This window comes from Haloglomus irregulare, assembly GCF_007421925.1.
Lineage (GTDB): Archaea > Halobacteriota > Halobacteria > Halobacteriales > Haloarculaceae > Haloglomus > Haloglomus irregulare.
Genome location: NZ_QMDX01000001.1, coordinates 125431 through 139190, shown reverse-complemented (window position 1 = coordinate 139190; position 13760 = coordinate 125431). Strand labels below are relative to the sequence as shown.

At 68.7% G+C, this 13760-nt stretch carries 16 protein-coding genes; 6 read left to right on the top strand and 10 right to left on the bottom strand.

All coding sequences use genetic code 11. The features are described from left to right. Positions 1-5: 5 nt before the first annotated feature. The 4 genes from DP107_RS00835 to DP107_RS00820 all read right to left on the bottom strand — a co-directional run bounded on the left by DP107_RS00835 (position 6) and on the right by DP107_RS00820 (position 2903). The gene (locus tag DP107_RS00835) at positions 6-695 is read right to left on the bottom strand and encodes a competence/damage-inducible protein A (RefSeq protein ID WP_144260236.1); all 690 of its coding nucleotides are present in this window, start codon (positions 693-695) and stop codon (positions 6-8) included. A 76-nt stretch (positions 696-771) separates the two neighbouring features. Beyond that, positions 772-1692 carry a DUF5803 family protein gene (locus DP107_RS00830; RefSeq protein ID WP_144260235.1) on the bottom strand — a complete coding sequence of 307 codons (921 nt, stop codon included), beginning with the start codon at positions 1690-1692 and terminating at the stop codon, positions 772-774. After that, on the bottom strand, positions 1689-2366 hold the full coding sequence (locus DP107_RS00825; protein ID WP_144260234.1) for a DUF2110 family protein: 678 nt from the start codon (positions 2364-2366) through the stop codon (positions 1689-1691). Before DP107_RS00825 ends, DP107_RS00830 begins: the two co-directional genes overlap by 4 nt. Further along, positions 2367-2903 carry a transcription factor gene (locus tag DP107_RS00820; protein WP_144260233.1) on the bottom strand — a complete coding sequence of 179 codons (537 nt, stop codon included), beginning with the start codon at positions 2901-2903 and terminating at the stop codon, positions 2367-2369. It lies immediately after the preceding gene. 201 nt (positions 2904-3104) lie between these two features. On the opposite strand from DP107_RS00820, the gene DP107_RS00815 reads away from it, so the two are divergent. Then, positions 3105-3620, top strand: coding sequence for a TIGR04206 family protein (locus tag DP107_RS00815; RefSeq protein WP_144260232.1), 516 nt, complete (start codon positions 3105-3107; stop codon positions 3618-3620). Positions 3621-3724: 104 nt separating this feature from the next. Here the strand turns inward: DP107_RS00815 and DP107_RS00810 are convergent, their stop codons facing one another. Next, positions 3725-4009, bottom strand: a complete 285-nt coding sequence (locus DP107_RS00810; RefSeq protein ID WP_144260231.1) for a DUF7091 family protein — start codon at positions 4007-4009, stop codon at positions 3725-3727. Between the two features lie 102 nt (positions 4010-4111). Here DP107_RS00810 and DP107_RS00805 point away from each other — a divergent pair, with 102 nt between their 5' ends. The 3 genes from DP107_RS00805 to DP107_RS00795 all read left to right on the top strand — a co-directional run bounded on the left by DP107_RS00805 (position 4112) and on the right by DP107_RS00795 (position 6389). Then, positions 4112-4672, top strand: a complete 561-nt coding sequence (locus DP107_RS00805; protein WP_144260230.1) for a GNAT family N-acetyltransferase — start codon at positions 4112-4114, stop codon at positions 4670-4672. A 177-nt stretch (positions 4673-4849) separates the two neighbouring features. Further along, entirely contained in the window at positions 4850-5782 is a 933-nt protein-coding gene (locus tag DP107_RS00800) for a replication factor A (RefSeq protein ID WP_144260229.1), read from the top strand. 1 nt (position 5783) lies between these two features. Beyond that, positions 5784-6389: an RPA family protein gene (locus DP107_RS00795; RefSeq protein ID WP_144260228.1), complete on the top strand. Its 606-nt coding sequence runs from the start codon at positions 5784-5786 to the stop codon at positions 6387-6389. A 107-nt stretch (positions 6390-6496) separates the two neighbouring features. Here the strand turns inward: DP107_RS00795 and DP107_RS00790 are convergent, their stop codons facing one another. Next, the gene (locus tag DP107_RS00790; protein ID WP_144260227.1) at positions 6497-7195 is read right to left on the bottom strand and encodes an HD domain-containing protein; all 699 of its coding nucleotides are present in this window, start codon (positions 7193-7195) and stop codon (positions 6497-6499) included. A 318-nt stretch (positions 7196-7513) separates the two neighbouring features. Between DP107_RS00790 and DP107_RS00785 the strand changes: the two genes are divergently transcribed. Continuing rightward, a complete protein-coding gene (locus DP107_RS00785; RefSeq protein WP_144260226.1) occupies positions 7514-8239 on the top strand; it encodes a GNAT family N-acetyltransferase in 726 nt (241 codons plus the stop codon). A gap of 43 nt (positions 8240-8282) precedes the next feature. Here the strand turns inward: DP107_RS00785 and DP107_RS00780 are convergent, their stop codons facing one another. After that, complete coding sequence (locus DP107_RS00780) at positions 8283-8555, bottom strand: PadR family transcriptional regulator (RefSeq protein WP_144260225.1); 273 nt, start codon at positions 8553-8555, stop codon at positions 8283-8285. Positions 8556-8910: 355 nt separating this feature from the next. Further along, on the bottom strand, positions 8911-9057 hold the full coding sequence (locus DP107_RS19705) for a hypothetical protein (RefSeq protein WP_185977114.1): 147 nt from the start codon (positions 9055-9057) through the stop codon (positions 8911-8913). 167 nt (positions 9058-9224) lie between these two features. Between DP107_RS19705 and DP107_RS00775 the strand changes: the two genes are divergently transcribed. Continuing rightward, the gene (locus tag DP107_RS00775) at positions 9225-9983 is read left to right on the top strand and encodes a proteasome assembly chaperone family protein (RefSeq protein WP_144260224.1); all 759 of its coding nucleotides are present in this window, start codon (positions 9225-9227) and stop codon (positions 9981-9983) included. A 34-nt stretch (positions 9984-10017) separates the two neighbouring features. On the opposite strand, the gene DP107_RS00770 is transcribed toward DP107_RS00775, so the two are convergent. Both DP107_RS00770 and DP107_RS00765 read right to left on the bottom strand, forming a co-directional pair. Next, positions 10018-12588, bottom strand: coding sequence for a hypothetical protein (locus DP107_RS00770; RefSeq protein ID WP_144260223.1), 2571 nt, complete (start codon positions 12586-12588; stop codon positions 10018-10020). Positions 12589-12591: 3 nt separating this feature from the next. Next, positions 12592-13704 carry a M14 family metallopeptidase gene (locus tag DP107_RS00765; protein WP_144260222.1) on the bottom strand — a complete coding sequence of 371 codons (1113 nt, stop codon included), beginning with the start codon at positions 13702-13704 and terminating at the stop codon, positions 12592-12594. Positions 13705-13760: the final 56 nt, after the last annotated feature.

Here is a 13760-nt window from a genome sequence, read left to right as displayed (position 1 = left end):
TAACGTCACTCCTCGACGGTCTCGACCCGATCCCGGAGCCAGGCAGCCGCCTCCTGGACGACCCGCTCCTCGTCACCCTGGATCTTCACCCGGACGTGCTCGCCCGGGTAGGAGCCGACCTGCACGTCGAACCGCTCTCGGAGCCGCTCGAACCGCTCGATGAGCGCGCTCTCTGGCTCGTCGACCCGGACGGCAGTGACGTGGGTCTCGCTCCCCACGAACCGGTCGCCGACGGACTCGAACATCGCCTCCATCTCCGCCGGCACGCCCGGCAGGACGTAGACGTTCCCGATGATACAGCCCGGGGCGACGCCCGCCTCGTTGTGGAGGGGCTCGGCACCCGCCGGGATGTCGGCGGTCCCCGCCGCCAGGTCCCCGCGGGCGTAGCCGTTCTCGGCCAGCCACGCCAGCGCGGCCTCGTTCTCCTCGACGGGGACGCCGAAGGCGGTTCCGACCGCGTCCATCGTCATGTCGTCGTGGGTCGGACCGAGGCCGCCCGTGACGAGCACGGCGTCGTACCGGTCACGGTACTCGTCGACGACGCCGGCGATATCGTCCACCCGGTCCGGGACGGTGGTCGAGCGCTCGACGTCGACGCCGCGCTCGGCCAGCTGCCGTCCTAGCCACGCCGCGTTCGTGTTCACCGTATCGCCGACCAGCAACTCGTCCCCGACGGTGACGATGGCTACGCGCATGCCCTGTTTTCATTCCGGGCGGGCAAAAACCTCCCCCGCCCGCGTGGCACGGTGCTCGGGGGCCGGGAGGGACCACCTACCCCATCCCGGGAGGCGGGTCCCGGTCGTCGTCGTCGTCGATGTCGATGTCGATACCGACCTCCTCGCGCCGCTGGACCGTCTCGCGGATCTGGAGATAGTAGTAGCCCGCGCCGGCGATGCCGACGAGGAGCATCAGTGCCACCAGTCCGCCGAACAGGTAGAGGTCACGCACCAGATAGTAGCGGACGATGACGGAGCTGGCGCGGGTCACGGAGTCCCACTTGACGTGGACCCGGTTGTCGGCCAGCTCCGTGCCGCTGCGCGAGGGCTGGACTTGCGCCAGCACTGGCAGGCCCACGCGGGCGCCCTCCGGCAGCGCCATCTCGTAGGAGCCCTCGATGAACGTGGGCGTGGCCACCTGCTTGCCGTTCTTCGGGGCGGTGAACGCCAGCTGCCCGGACCGGTTTGTCGGGAGCTGGACGGTCGTCCGGCGGCGCGACTTCGAGACGGCCAGCTTCTCGTCGGGGACGTCTGTCGTCTCCCCGTTCTTGACCATCACCAGCGTCGCGCCGTCGTCGGTCCCCTGATACCGGAGGACGGTGCCGTTCTCGTAGCGGAACTGGAGCGAGGACGGGTCGAGCGGCTGGTCGGTCCCCAGCGCGTCACGAGTGTACAGCTCCATGGTGAAGTCCTCGCCGGCCTCCGTGCTCCCGGTGGTGCGGTTGGCCACCTCGTAGACGGCGGTGTAGTTGTTCTTGTTGACCTCGAGGTAGCCGTCGACGCCGGTGTCCCAGTCGTATGGGGTCCCGGGGTCGGCGGCGAGTTCGCCCTCCTGGACCGGTCCCGGGCCGAGGACGGTGTTACAGCCGCTCAGAGCCAGCAGCGCCCCGAGCAGGACGGCTGCCACGACCAGCCGCCGGCGACCGCGTGGGGCCGGGGGCGCCCCGTCCCCGCTGTCGTCCACGTCACCGGTCATGGCACGACGCAGAGCAACTCCGCGGGGAGGTACTCGCCGACGGCCGACAGCAGCCCCGGCGGGTCCGTTCCCTCCGTGCAGATGACGGACTGTTCCAGCAGCCCCAGCCGCTCGACGGTCACGATGTCCTGGGCGTGGCCGGCGCGGTTGACGGTCGCGCGGACCTCCGCCCGGGTCGCGCTGTTGACGTTGAGCCGACCGGTGCCACGGGTCCACTCGTAGAGGCGGTCCTGCTCGACCTCGGCGAGCGAGGCGACCCCGTCCTCGTCCAGGGTGTAGCGCAGCGGGAGATGCTGGACCATGCCGAACCGCTGGCGGATCTGCGCGGCGTCGCCGGGGCCGAGCCCCAGGTCCGCGGCCGCGATACGGACCGTCTCGCCGAACCCGACGTCGAGCGAAACCCCGTCGTCGTCCCAGCGCGAGAGCGTGCCGACGTAGGTCTCGCCCGGCTCGCGGTGGGGCGTGAGTTCGCCCCACTCCGCGGCGAGCGCGTTCCGCGCGACCGTCGCGTCCGGCCCCGAGACGGTGACGCTCGGGAACTCGTCGTCACGGACGCCCAGCGACGACTCCACGTCGAGTTCGCCGACGGTGTTCCGGACCTGCGAGCGGAGCGAATCCAGCGCCCGCTCCCTGGCCTCGCCCTCGACGTACAGCTTCGTCGCGAGGACGACCATCTAAGCCTCGGCCTCTTCGGGCGCGGAGAGATGGAGCTCCTCGCGGAGCTCGGCGATGCGCCGTTCCATCGCGTCGACGAGCCGCTCGTTGGACATGGAGGTGAGCTCGGCGCCGCAGTTGGGACACTGGAAGCCGAACTCCATTGCCTCGCCGAACTCGAACCGGATGGAGTCCTGCTCGCAGAGGTAGAACTCGTTGTCGCGCTCGTAGTCCTCGCGCTCCTCTAGGGCCTCCAGCAGCCGGTGCATCTCCTCCTCCAGCCGCTCGGGGATGTTCTCGTACTCGAACGTCCAGAGGTAGGTGAGCCAGCCCGAGTCCTCGTCGCGCAACCGACGGTAGCTCGCGAGGTCGTTCTCGTAGAGGATGAACAGGGCCCGTCGCACGTCATTGAGCTCCATGCCCAGCTCCTCGGCCAGCTCCTCGTCGGTCACCTCCCCGTCCGGCGGGGCCGCCGCGACCGGCATCCCGGTCGGCCCCACCAGCTCATGGAGATACTTCTGTATCACGGGGTCCTCCAGTAGATCCTCGAACGCCATTACGTCGTAATCCGCCGGTCCGCCGGGTAAAACTTCCGCTCGGGCCGGCCACGCCGATATCGGCCCGGGTTTCACACCCCGAGCGGGTCGACCCTCCGGGGCCGGGTCGAGCCGCCGCCGTCGGCCGCGCACCGTGGCGGGAGCCCCGCAGGGGTCGCCGCCACCACCGGAGGGAAATACGCCCGTCACGAACGGAGTCCCATGGCGAACCAGGGGCCCGAAGGGGGTGACGGTGACGCGCCGGCCGAGCCACCGGCCACCGGGACACCACACGCCGGCCCACGCCGTCGGTTCGGCGCTATCCTGTCGCTGGCGTTCGTGCCGTGGACCGTCATCAGCATCTACAGTGAGTGGACGCTCGTCTTCCCCTTCGGCTTCTTCAACACGAGCCCACCGCAGCTGGTCGACCTCTACACCATGCTGTTCGTCGCGGGCGGCGGGCTCCCGCGGAACCCGGGGCTGCTACCGCTGTCGGTGCTGTTCTACCTGCTCGCGCTGGGGAGCGCTGCGGTCGCGCTCGGCGACCGCGAGGACCCCCGCTTGACCGCCGGCCTGCTCGTACTCGCCGGCGTCGCGCACCTGGGGGTTGCCTACTCCGTGAGCCACCGCCTCTACTACACGCCCGTCCCGTTCGGCGCGCTCCTGATGCTGGTCGTCGCCTGGTGGTACTACTGGCCCAGCCTGCGCGCGACCGTCATGGCACCGGTCGAGGGGTAGCCGGAGGGCACCCGATACCGCTGTTCCGGAGGGATGAGGCGGGTTCTCCCCGGGAGATACGGATAGATGGATGATACCCGAAATCATGCGGTCATACCCCCCGGTTACCACGTCTCGATGCGCCCCTCGCGGATGTCCTCGACGCAGCCCTGGCAGTCGACGTGGTCGGCATCGAAGCAGACGGGCCGGGCCGCCTCGTCCAGGTCGACGGCGCGGCGCTCGGCGTGGCGGCGGCAGACGATGCGCGCCCGGTCGGCCTCGTCGGTCGGAAGGTCCGCCAGGGCCCGCTTGCGCGCGGTTTCGTAGGCGCGGCGGGCCTCCTCGACCTGTCGCCCCGCCGAGCGGAGCTTCGTCCGGAGGAACCGCTGCAGCCGCCGTCGGTCGCCCATGTGGGAGCGTCGACCCGCGTGCACAAAATCCCGTTGGCGGCGGGGGCGCGTGCGAGTCCGGCCGGGGAAACCGATTAGTCCCCCGGCCGGCGTCGCTACACCATGCCGGGACCGGTCTTCCTCGAGACGGAACGGCTCGAACTGCGGACCGTGGAGGAGGAGGACGCCGACCTCGTCCAGGAGGGACGGATGAACCCCGAGATACGCCGCTACATCACCAGCTTCCGGGCGCCACGGAGCCACGCGGCCGTCGCCGAGGAGGTGCCAGCCGACGACGGCGTCCACCTGTTCGTCGTCCCGCGGGCGGGCGAGCACGGGGGCCGCTCCGTCGGACGGGCCGCCCTCGACCACGTCGACGAGACCGACGGCTGGGCCAACATCAGCTTCTGGCTGTTCCCGGAGGCTCAAGGGAGCGGATACGCGACGGAGGCGGCGGCCCATCTCGTCGCCTTCGGTTTCCGGGAGCGCGGCCTCCGGCGTATCACCGCCAACGCCGTCGCGCCCAACGAGGGGTCCATCGCGGTGCTGGGGCGGCTCGGGTTCACCCACGAGGGGACACAGCGCGAGAAGACGATGGTCGACGGCGAGTACGTCGACCTGGAGCTCTACGGCCTCCTCCGGCGGGAGTGGCCCGGTGTCGACGCCGTGCTCGACATCGATTGAGCCGAGTGTCGCGCCCGCCCGCCAGCCACATCACGGAACCGTGATACGCCTGTAATAGGTGCGGAGTGGGCTCAAGGCGAGCGGTTACAGTTCCACTCCGGTCGCGAAACTTCTTATACCATCCGGCGCCAAGCGCCGTACGCCTCCCAACGAAAACACGAGGAGGCGAGAGCAACCATGGCAGACCTACAGCGACACGCCGAAGAGGTACACGACCAGTTCTCCGATCAGCTCGATATCACCGCCGAGGAGGTGCACGACCGGCTCGAGACGCTCGTCGAGGAGTACAAGGTACCGGCCGAGGAGGCCCGCCGGAGCGTCGTCTCCACGTATCTGGACGAGTCGGGCATGGAGCGCGACCAGCTCGGCGGCGCCGGCGGTAACGCCTCGATGCTCGTCAACGAGATCGACGAGGACGAGCAGTGGGTGGACCTGCGGGTGCAGGTGGCCGACCTCTGGGAGCCCCGGAGCGACGCCGTCTCGCAGGTCGGCCTGCTGGGCGACGAATCCGGCACGAGCAAGTTCGTCGCCTTCGAGACTAGCGACCTCCCCCTTCTGGAGGAAGGGGAGAGCTACGCGCTGGACAACGTCGTCACTGACGAGTACGAGGGCACCTACTCGGTGAAGCTCAACCGGACGACCGACATCGCCGAGCTCGACGAGACGGTGGAGGTCGGCGACGACGCCGCGGAGGTCGAGGGCGCCCTGGTCGACATCCAGGACGGGAGCGGCCTGGTCAAGCGCTGCCCGGAGGAGGACTGCACGCGCGTCCTCCAGAACGGCCGCTGCAACGAGCACGGGGAGGTCGACGGGGAGTACGACCTCCGCATCAAGGCCGTCCTCGACGACGGCGAGGAGGTCCACGAGGTCATCTTCGACGAGGCGGCGACGACCGAGCTGACGGGCATCGGGCTGGAGGAGGCCATCGACATGGCCAAGGACGCGCTCGACACGGAGGTCGTGGTCGAGGAGATGCGCGAGGACGTGCTCGGGCGCTACTACCGCGTCCGGGGACCGACCTTCCGGCGCTACGTCCTGGCGGAGGAAACCGAGCGGCTCGACGGGCCCGTCGATGCCGAAGCGACGCTGATCAAGGCGAGGTCGATCTGAGATGAGTTCCATCCCAACCCGCGAGGTGGCGCGCCGGGCGTTCGCCACCGAGTTCAACGACGCCGGCTACACGTTCAAGGAGTCCGACGACGACCGTGCGCCGCTGTACGCGCTGCTGCCGACGGGTGCGCGCGCCAACCGCGTGTTCGTCGTCGGCACGCTGATGGAGACCGAGGACGTCGGCGACGAGTCGGAGTACTGGCGTGGCCGCATCGTCGACCCGACGGGGACCTTCTTCACCTACGCCGGGCAGTACCAGCCCGAGGCGGCCGCGGCGCTGCGCGAACTGGAGACACCCACGTTCGTCGCCATCGTCGGCAAGCCCCGGACCTACGAGACCGACGAGGGCGACGTTCGCGTCTCGCTCCGGCCCGAATCCATCACGGTGGTCGACCAGGCCACCCGTGACCGCTGGGTCGTCGAGACCGCCGAGCGGACGATCGAGCGCATCGGGGCGTTCGATCCGGAGACGAGCGAGTACGCCATGATGGCCGGGGAGCAGTACGACCTGCCGGTCGAGACCTACCGTGACCAGGCTATCGCCGCTCTGGAGTCGCTCGAGGACGGCGAGTCCGCGGAGGCCCCGACCGCCGACGCGGCCGACTGAGACGGGACTGGCGCCGAGGGCGGACCCTCCAGTTCGGTTTCGCCGTTCCACCACCAGGAGGCCGTTACAGCCGCTGCTATCGTGACGCGTACGGTCGCCCGCCCCGGTCAGTCTTCTCCCGTGTCGTCCCGTGGCGGTTCCATGTCGGCGATCTCCCCTTCGAGCCACTCCTTGAACCAGCGGACCCGCTTCAGCCGCCGGTGGGCGATGGACTCGGCGGTACCCGAGTGGACCCGGTCGGCGGCGTCCTCGCCGCGTTCGAGCACGCGCCCGACCATCTCGTTGGCGTCCATGTGCGTCCGGGACTCGTAGCCCATTCGGAGCAGCATCAGCGCGGTCCCGTTGGCACCGATCTTGTCGAGCAGGTCGGCCTCCATCAGACAGCGTGACTCGAGGGTGACGTCCGCGAGGTCGCCCTGGTAGGAGTGTTCGCGGACGGCCCGGCAGACGGCGTCCACGAACGACGGCGGGTAGTCGCCGCGGGTGTCGAGGTACTCCCGGGCGACGCGCGCGCCCTCCTCTGCGTGGACGTCCTGGTCGGCCTCCAGCTTGGAGATGTCGTGGAACAGCGCCGCGACGCGGGTCACGTCCACGTTGGCGCCCTCCTCTCGCGCGATGTCGGTCGCCAGCTCCGTCACGTTGAGGATGTGGTTGAACCGGTACTCGGCGCTGTGCCACGGGTACCACCGCATCCGGCCGCCCTCCTCCTCGTTCTCGACGGAGGCCGCGAGGTAGTCGTGGACGAACCCCTTCATCGCCTCGAACTCCGCCTCCGAGACCGGCGATTCCGTTATCTCAACGCCCATCGACCCACCCCCGGTAGTCGTATTCCGCACGTACGTCAGTCATCTTACCGAAAGGAAGGATGTTTCGAGCCTTAGAGGTTGTGGTACGAACACCGCGCCGAATCCGCTGACAACGGCCGTCTGGGTCGCCGTTACGACCGGTATCGTGCTCCCGGAGGCCGCGCGGACGACCGTCGAGTTTTGTCGAAGACTGACACCAGCGACGGGCCGCCGCCCCCGGACCGGTTCCGCGTGGGTCGGCCGGGGTGCTGGACGCGCGTCGAACCGTGTCCGCGTCCCGAGGTGGTTTTATATCGCCGCCGAGCGTGGGCGTCTCACATGCAGGTTCGAGAGGCGACACCGGCCGACGAGTCGGCGATCCGGTCCATCGCGAAGCGGTCCATGGAGGCCTCGTACTCCCTCTCACCGGGGGCTATCGAGGAGGCCATCCAGCGGTGGTACTCCAGCGACACTTTCACCGAGAAGCTAGGGGACGACGACGTCCTCTTCCTCGTCGTCGACGACGGCGTCGAGGTGGTCGCGTTCTCCGAGGGCGAACTCGTCGACGAGAACGGGGATATCAACTGGCTCCACGTCGACCCGATGCACCGCGGCGAGAGCATCGGCGGGGAGCTGTTCCGCGAGACCCGGCGCGCGCTCCGGGAGCGTGGCGCCGAGACCATCCGCGGTCGCGTCCTCTCTGACAACACGGAGGGGAACAGGTTCTACGAGCGGCAGGGCCTCGTCAACAGCGGCGAGGGCCGGGTCGAGCTCGACGGCCCCACCTTCGTCGAGAACGTCTACACCGACGCCGAATCGGACGACCTCGAGGCCGCGACCGCCCCGGACGACGAGGAGGTGTACGTCGACCATCTCGACACCGACCGCGGCTCGAAGGGCGCGTTCCACGTCGTCTACGCCGACGATGCCCGCGAGGACAAGTGGGGCTACTACTGCGGCAACTGCGAGAGGTTCATCCTGTCGATGGATACGATGGGACGGATGGAGTGCGAGGAGTGTGGGAACCAGCGCAAGCCGACGCGCTGGGACGCCGCCTACATGTAACCCGACCGGCACCAGCAGCGACCGTTCCGAACGCTGACAGGGCTCAGTCGAGGTACTGTTCCTCCCACTCGCGCCGGGCGTCGATCTCGCGACGACCGCGGCGCGTCAGGGTGTAGTAGTTCGTCCGCCGGTCGTGCTGACCCTTCTCGACGAGCCCCTTCTCGACCAGCGTGTCCAGGTTCGGGTACAGCCGACCGTGGTGGATCTCCTTCTCGTAGTAGTCCTCCAACTCGTCCTTGATCGCGAGTCCGTGCGGTTCCTCTCGCCCGGCGATGACGTACAGCAGATCGCGCTGGAAACCGGTCAGGTCGTACATGGCGCGTAGATACGGGTTACTGTCTGTCTGGAATAAGTATATCGATTTCATCATGTCACTCGGCAAATCTGTCCCCGACCGCGCCCGGGATGCGCACCGTACGATCGGTTCCGGCGCAGCAACCGCTCTAGGACCACGCTCCCGGCTCCCTGAGCGGTCCAGTAACTGGCGCGACGCGGTGCTCCCGAGTCGATTCCCGAAAGGAAAGCAAGGGCCGACCGGATGAAAAGGCCGGTCGGCCGTTGCCGCCCTGAATTGGTCCCCGCTGACGCTTCGGCCCTCCAAGCGAAGCGTCACCTGTATTCTACCGCCGTTTCCACTTAAGCCTACCGACCCGGAGCAACTGAACAGAAGTTCAAATATACTCCTCCTCCAGCACCCACCCGAGGGCGCGCTTGTAGTAGGTGAACATCTGCCGGACGCCCTCGTGGTTCATGTCCTCGTCGTCAAGCTCGGCCTTCAGGAACTCGTACTGTTCGCGGATCTCCTCTTCGTCACGCATGGCCCGGGCTACTGGCGCCTCCGGCATGAACCTGACCGTCCCGGGTGCCCGAGGAGCCACCGATGGCGCGGCCGGCGGCCGTCGGGAGGCACGCGCCAGTCGATGGAACCGTGGACCGTCGCCCGCGACCTGTGGGGGTTCAAGTGTCGCGGCACCGACCGCATGGTATGGACGAGTTCGACGTCGAGGAGCACGCGTCTCCCGAACTGGACGACCCCGTACTGGTCGAAGGGCTGCCGGGCGTGGGCCACGTCGGCAAGCTGGTGGCGGAGCACCTGCTCGAGGAGTTCGAGGAGGCACAGCTGGTCCGGCGGGTCTACTCCGAGCACTTCCCGCCGCAGGTCGCCGTCGACGACGACGGGACCACCACGATGGCCTGCGCGGAGTTCCACGCGGTTCCCACCGACGGTCGGGACCTGCTGCTGCTCTCGGGCGACCACCAGGCGACGGACGCCCCGGGCCACTACCGGCTCACGGACCGGTTCCTCGACACCGCCGACGAGTTCGGCGTCGAGCGCGCGTTCGCGCTCGGCGGCGTTCCGACCGGCGAACTCATCGAGGAGTACGCCGTCGTCGGCGCCGCCACCGACGATGACCAGGTCGCCGAACTGGCGGACGCCGGCGTCGAGTTCCGCGACGACGAACCCGCGGGCGGTATCGTCGGCGTCAGCGGCCTCCTGCTCGGCCTCGGCGAGCGCCGCGGCCTCCCGACGGCCTGCCTGATGGGGGAGACCTCCGGCTACCTCGTCGACCCGAAGAGCGCCCGCGCCGTGCTGGAGGTGCTCCAGGCGGTCGTCGACTTCGACGTCGGCTACGAGGCCCTGGAGGACCGCGCCGAGGAGATGGAGGCGGTCATCAAGAGGATCCAGGAGATGGAGCAGGGCAGCCAGGCCCCCAACGACGAGGACCTGCGGTATATCGGCTGATCCGCGCCGACCGGCGCTCCGCCGTCATGTGGTGTCAGAGGACGTTCGTCGAGGGGCCGACGACGTACGCGGTCTCCGTCCCCGCGACCTCCGCGGTGACGGCGGCTCCGTCGATGGTCGCAGTGACCTCCGCCGGCCCGAAGGTGTACTCGCCGGTGGCGCCCGCGCCCTCGGGTGCCTCAGCGTAGTAGGTCCGGCTGACGGAGCCCGCCGAGACGTCCGCCTCGGTGAGTGACCCCAGAACGACGGTACCGTCGTCGGTCCCGACAGCGTCACCGAAGGGCTCCCCGTCGCCGTCGCGAATGACGCTCCAGTCGTCCGGGAGTCCGTCGGTCAGCTCGACCTGCTGGTTCCCGTCGACCTCGCCGTCGATCGACTCGACCGTGACGCGGACCCGGTTGGTCTGCCCCCCGGTGAAGACGTCGCCGTCGTCGCTTCGGGATCCCGATGCCGAGAACTCCGGGGCTGGTGGCTCGACCGGGTCCACCCCGGAGAGGTCCCACTCGTCACCGCGGCCGTAGCGGCGAACCTCGGTGCCGACGTCGCGGATCTGCTCGAACCCGAGCGCGGACGTGAACATCACGTAGCCCAGGAACGTTGCCGTGTAGTTCAGCATCCCGAACGGGTGCAGGTTGGTCTGCTTCGCCGGCGGGAGCAGCGAGCAGATCGTGTGGATGCCGGTGCCCTCGTCCTCGCTCGCCGTGATGGAGCCGGCACCGACTGCGCCGTCGACGCGCCCGGCGACCGACGGGACGCCCTCGGCGCTGGTGGCGGCCGCCGCGAACGCCTCCTCGCGGATGACGTCCATCCGTGCCTCGCCGCTGACGCCGTACCCCAGGGGAGCCACCTTCCAGAGTTGGTCCTGGATGGGACGGACGTCGCCATCCGTGCCGAACAGGGGGTGGTCCAGGTTCTTCGAGGTGAACTGGGCCACGTCGTCGAACGTCCGCGTGATGGCGTCCTGCCCGAACCGGCTCCCGTCGACCAGATCGTTATCCAGCAGCGGCAGCAGGTAGTTCCCGGTATCCGTCAGGACCAGGTTGCCGCCGTCGTCCACGAACGTATCGAGCGCGCCAGTGTACCCCGAGTCGGCGGCCCCGGACTTCCGGGCTCGCTCCATGTCCTCGTTCAGGTAGTCGTGGATGACGACCGCGTGGTCGTACTCGGAGAGTGCCCCGTTCGCGACCTCGTCGACGGTGACGGGGTCCATACTCCCACTGTCGATGAACTCGGCGTAGTCCTGGAAGAAGGTGAACGGGGTCACGTCGTACGGGCGCTGCTCGTAACCGACCGCGACCTTCGGGTCCGGGGTCGCCGTCCCGGTGGACTGGAGCGTCCCGAACTGGATCTCGAACGGCTTCGGGTCGGGTTCGAGATTGCTGACCTCGAGCGTGTACGTCCCCTGGTCCGGGGACTCGACCACCCACTCGGGGAGGCCACAGCATTTCCCGCCGACGCGCTTCTCCGTGACGCCGTCGAACGACTGAACGGTCGCGCCGTCGGGACCCACCAGTTCGAGGTCGAACACCACGTCGGGCGCGTACGGGTGGATGGTCAGACTGTGGAGGTCCCGGTCGACATCGTACTGGACGGCGGTAGTCGATCCACCGGCGACCCGGTTCTCGACGGTCGTCGCGTCGGTGGTGGAACCGAAGGCGAACTCGGAGTCACCCTCCGACTCGCCGGCGGTGGTCGACTGCCGGGCACTGCCGTCGATCTCGTACCGTGTCGGGCCGCTGGCGAACGTTTCGACGACGAACGTGTACGTCCTGCCGGGTTCGGGATCGCTCGTCGTGATGCGCTCGGGCCCACCGAAGTTCGTCGAGCCGGCGATCCGGTCGCCGCTCCCGTCCTCGAGGAAGAAGTCCAGATCCTGGACGTTCGTCACCCACGAGCAGGTTGCCTCGACGCGGTCGGCCCCGTCGGGCATGGTGAACGTGTGTTCAGCAGTGGTCGACCCCGCGGCGCCCGGGGCGATGACGCCGGAGTAGTTCAGCTGTTCCACCTCCTCGAACCGGGTGAAGACGAGGTCCTCGTCGGTCCGCCTGAGCGCGTCCGCTTCCCCCCCGGCCTCGCCGGTCGTCACGAACGCGACGTCCTCCCCGTCGGTCCCGGTGGTGACGTCGAACTCGTCGACGGACCCGTCTGAGGGGGTGTCCGTGTTCCGGAAGCCGAACTCCGAGATGACGCGGATGGCGGTCCGGTAGCCGATCACCTCCTGGCGCACGAGTTCGGGGTTGTAGAGGTTCCCGTTGACTGCCCAGGAGAACGACATCTCGAAGTCGAGCGTCGTCATCCCGAGACCACCACCGACGACGTTCCCCTCGTCGTCCGTGATCTCGGGGTGCGCCATCCAGTCGAGGAACGCCCCGGAGACGGTGTAGTCGATGGTGTCGTAGATGGTGCCGTAGTCGAAGGCCTGCTCGGGGAGGACCCCGAACAGCAGTCCGGTCCGCGTGTCGCCGAGCAGGGACGTCTTCACGTCACCCGCGGTGGTCCAGATCTCCAGCGCCTCCTCCAGCGTGTCGTCGATGTTGAGACACATCTCGTACAGCTCGTGCAGATCGCGGCTGTTGAACTGGTCCTGACTGATCAGCCCGAGCACGAACTAGTTGAAGATGGGACCGCCGTGGAGGTCCGCGCCGTAGTTGAGGTTCCGGTAGTCGCGGAAGTGCTCGATGAGGTCCGCAGCGTCCGGGACCAGCTCCTGCATGTAGTCCGGGGCGTCCGTCCCGGCGGACGGCTCGGCCGGATAGTGCCCCGGCGGCGGGATGATGTAGCCGAGCGACGGATACTGCCGGTTGGTATCGTAGATGCCGGCGTTTCCGCGCTCGTAGAGTGTCAGCCCCTTCACGCCCGGGATGTCGAACTGCCAGGAGCTCTCGTACTGCGGGTTCCGGGCGACCCAGCCGTCGGGATTGACGAACCCGAAGACGATGACCATGTCGTCGAGCAGCGGCTCGACCTTCGCGTCGCTCCCGGTGATATCGGGCTCGGAACCGCGCGCGACGTTCTCGATGACGCGGGCGCCGGCCTCCGCCCCGGCCCGCTCGGGGCCGTGGAGCGAGCAGGAGAAGAACACCTTCTCCTTCTCCTCGAAGCTGGCCTCGCTGTCGAAGTTGGTCACCTCCGCGACGTACAGTCCCTTCGGGTCCGGCCGGTCGGTCGCGTCGTTGAGATGGCCGGGGGATCGGCCGACGTTCCGGATCCGTACGCGCTCGGGGTGTCGTGATTCGATCTCGCCGAGACCGTCCTTCAGCTGCTCGAAGCCGATGTAGTCGACGGAGCGGGTCGGCTCCGGGAACACGCCGAACGGGTAGTAGCCGATGCGCCAGAACGGGTTCGACCCGGGTGCGAACTGGAACTCGCTGGCGGTCGGCAGGTCGGCCGCGGCCGACGCCTCCGCTGCCGTCAACCGACCGTACGCGGCCGGTTCGGGGTCGGTGACCGAGATGGCGTCCCCGTCGAACGACTCCAGTGCCGTCGGGTCCGCGCCCTCCCGGAAGCGGACCAGCGTCGGGACCGCGTGGCCCTCGGGCGTGTGGTTCTGCACGTACTGGTACTCGGCGCTGAACACCTCGTCGGAGACGCTCGCGGCAGCGTTGCCCGGCGGGGCCAGCGCGGCCCCCGTCGCCGCCGACAGCTCGAGGAACGTCCGTCGGTCGATGCTGCCGTCCGCGAAGCGATCCGCCCGTGTCTCGTGTGGTGTCTCGTCTGGCATGTGTATCGATCGTCTGTGGGGTGGTCCCGTACGGAACGGCTACCGGAGGGGCGGTA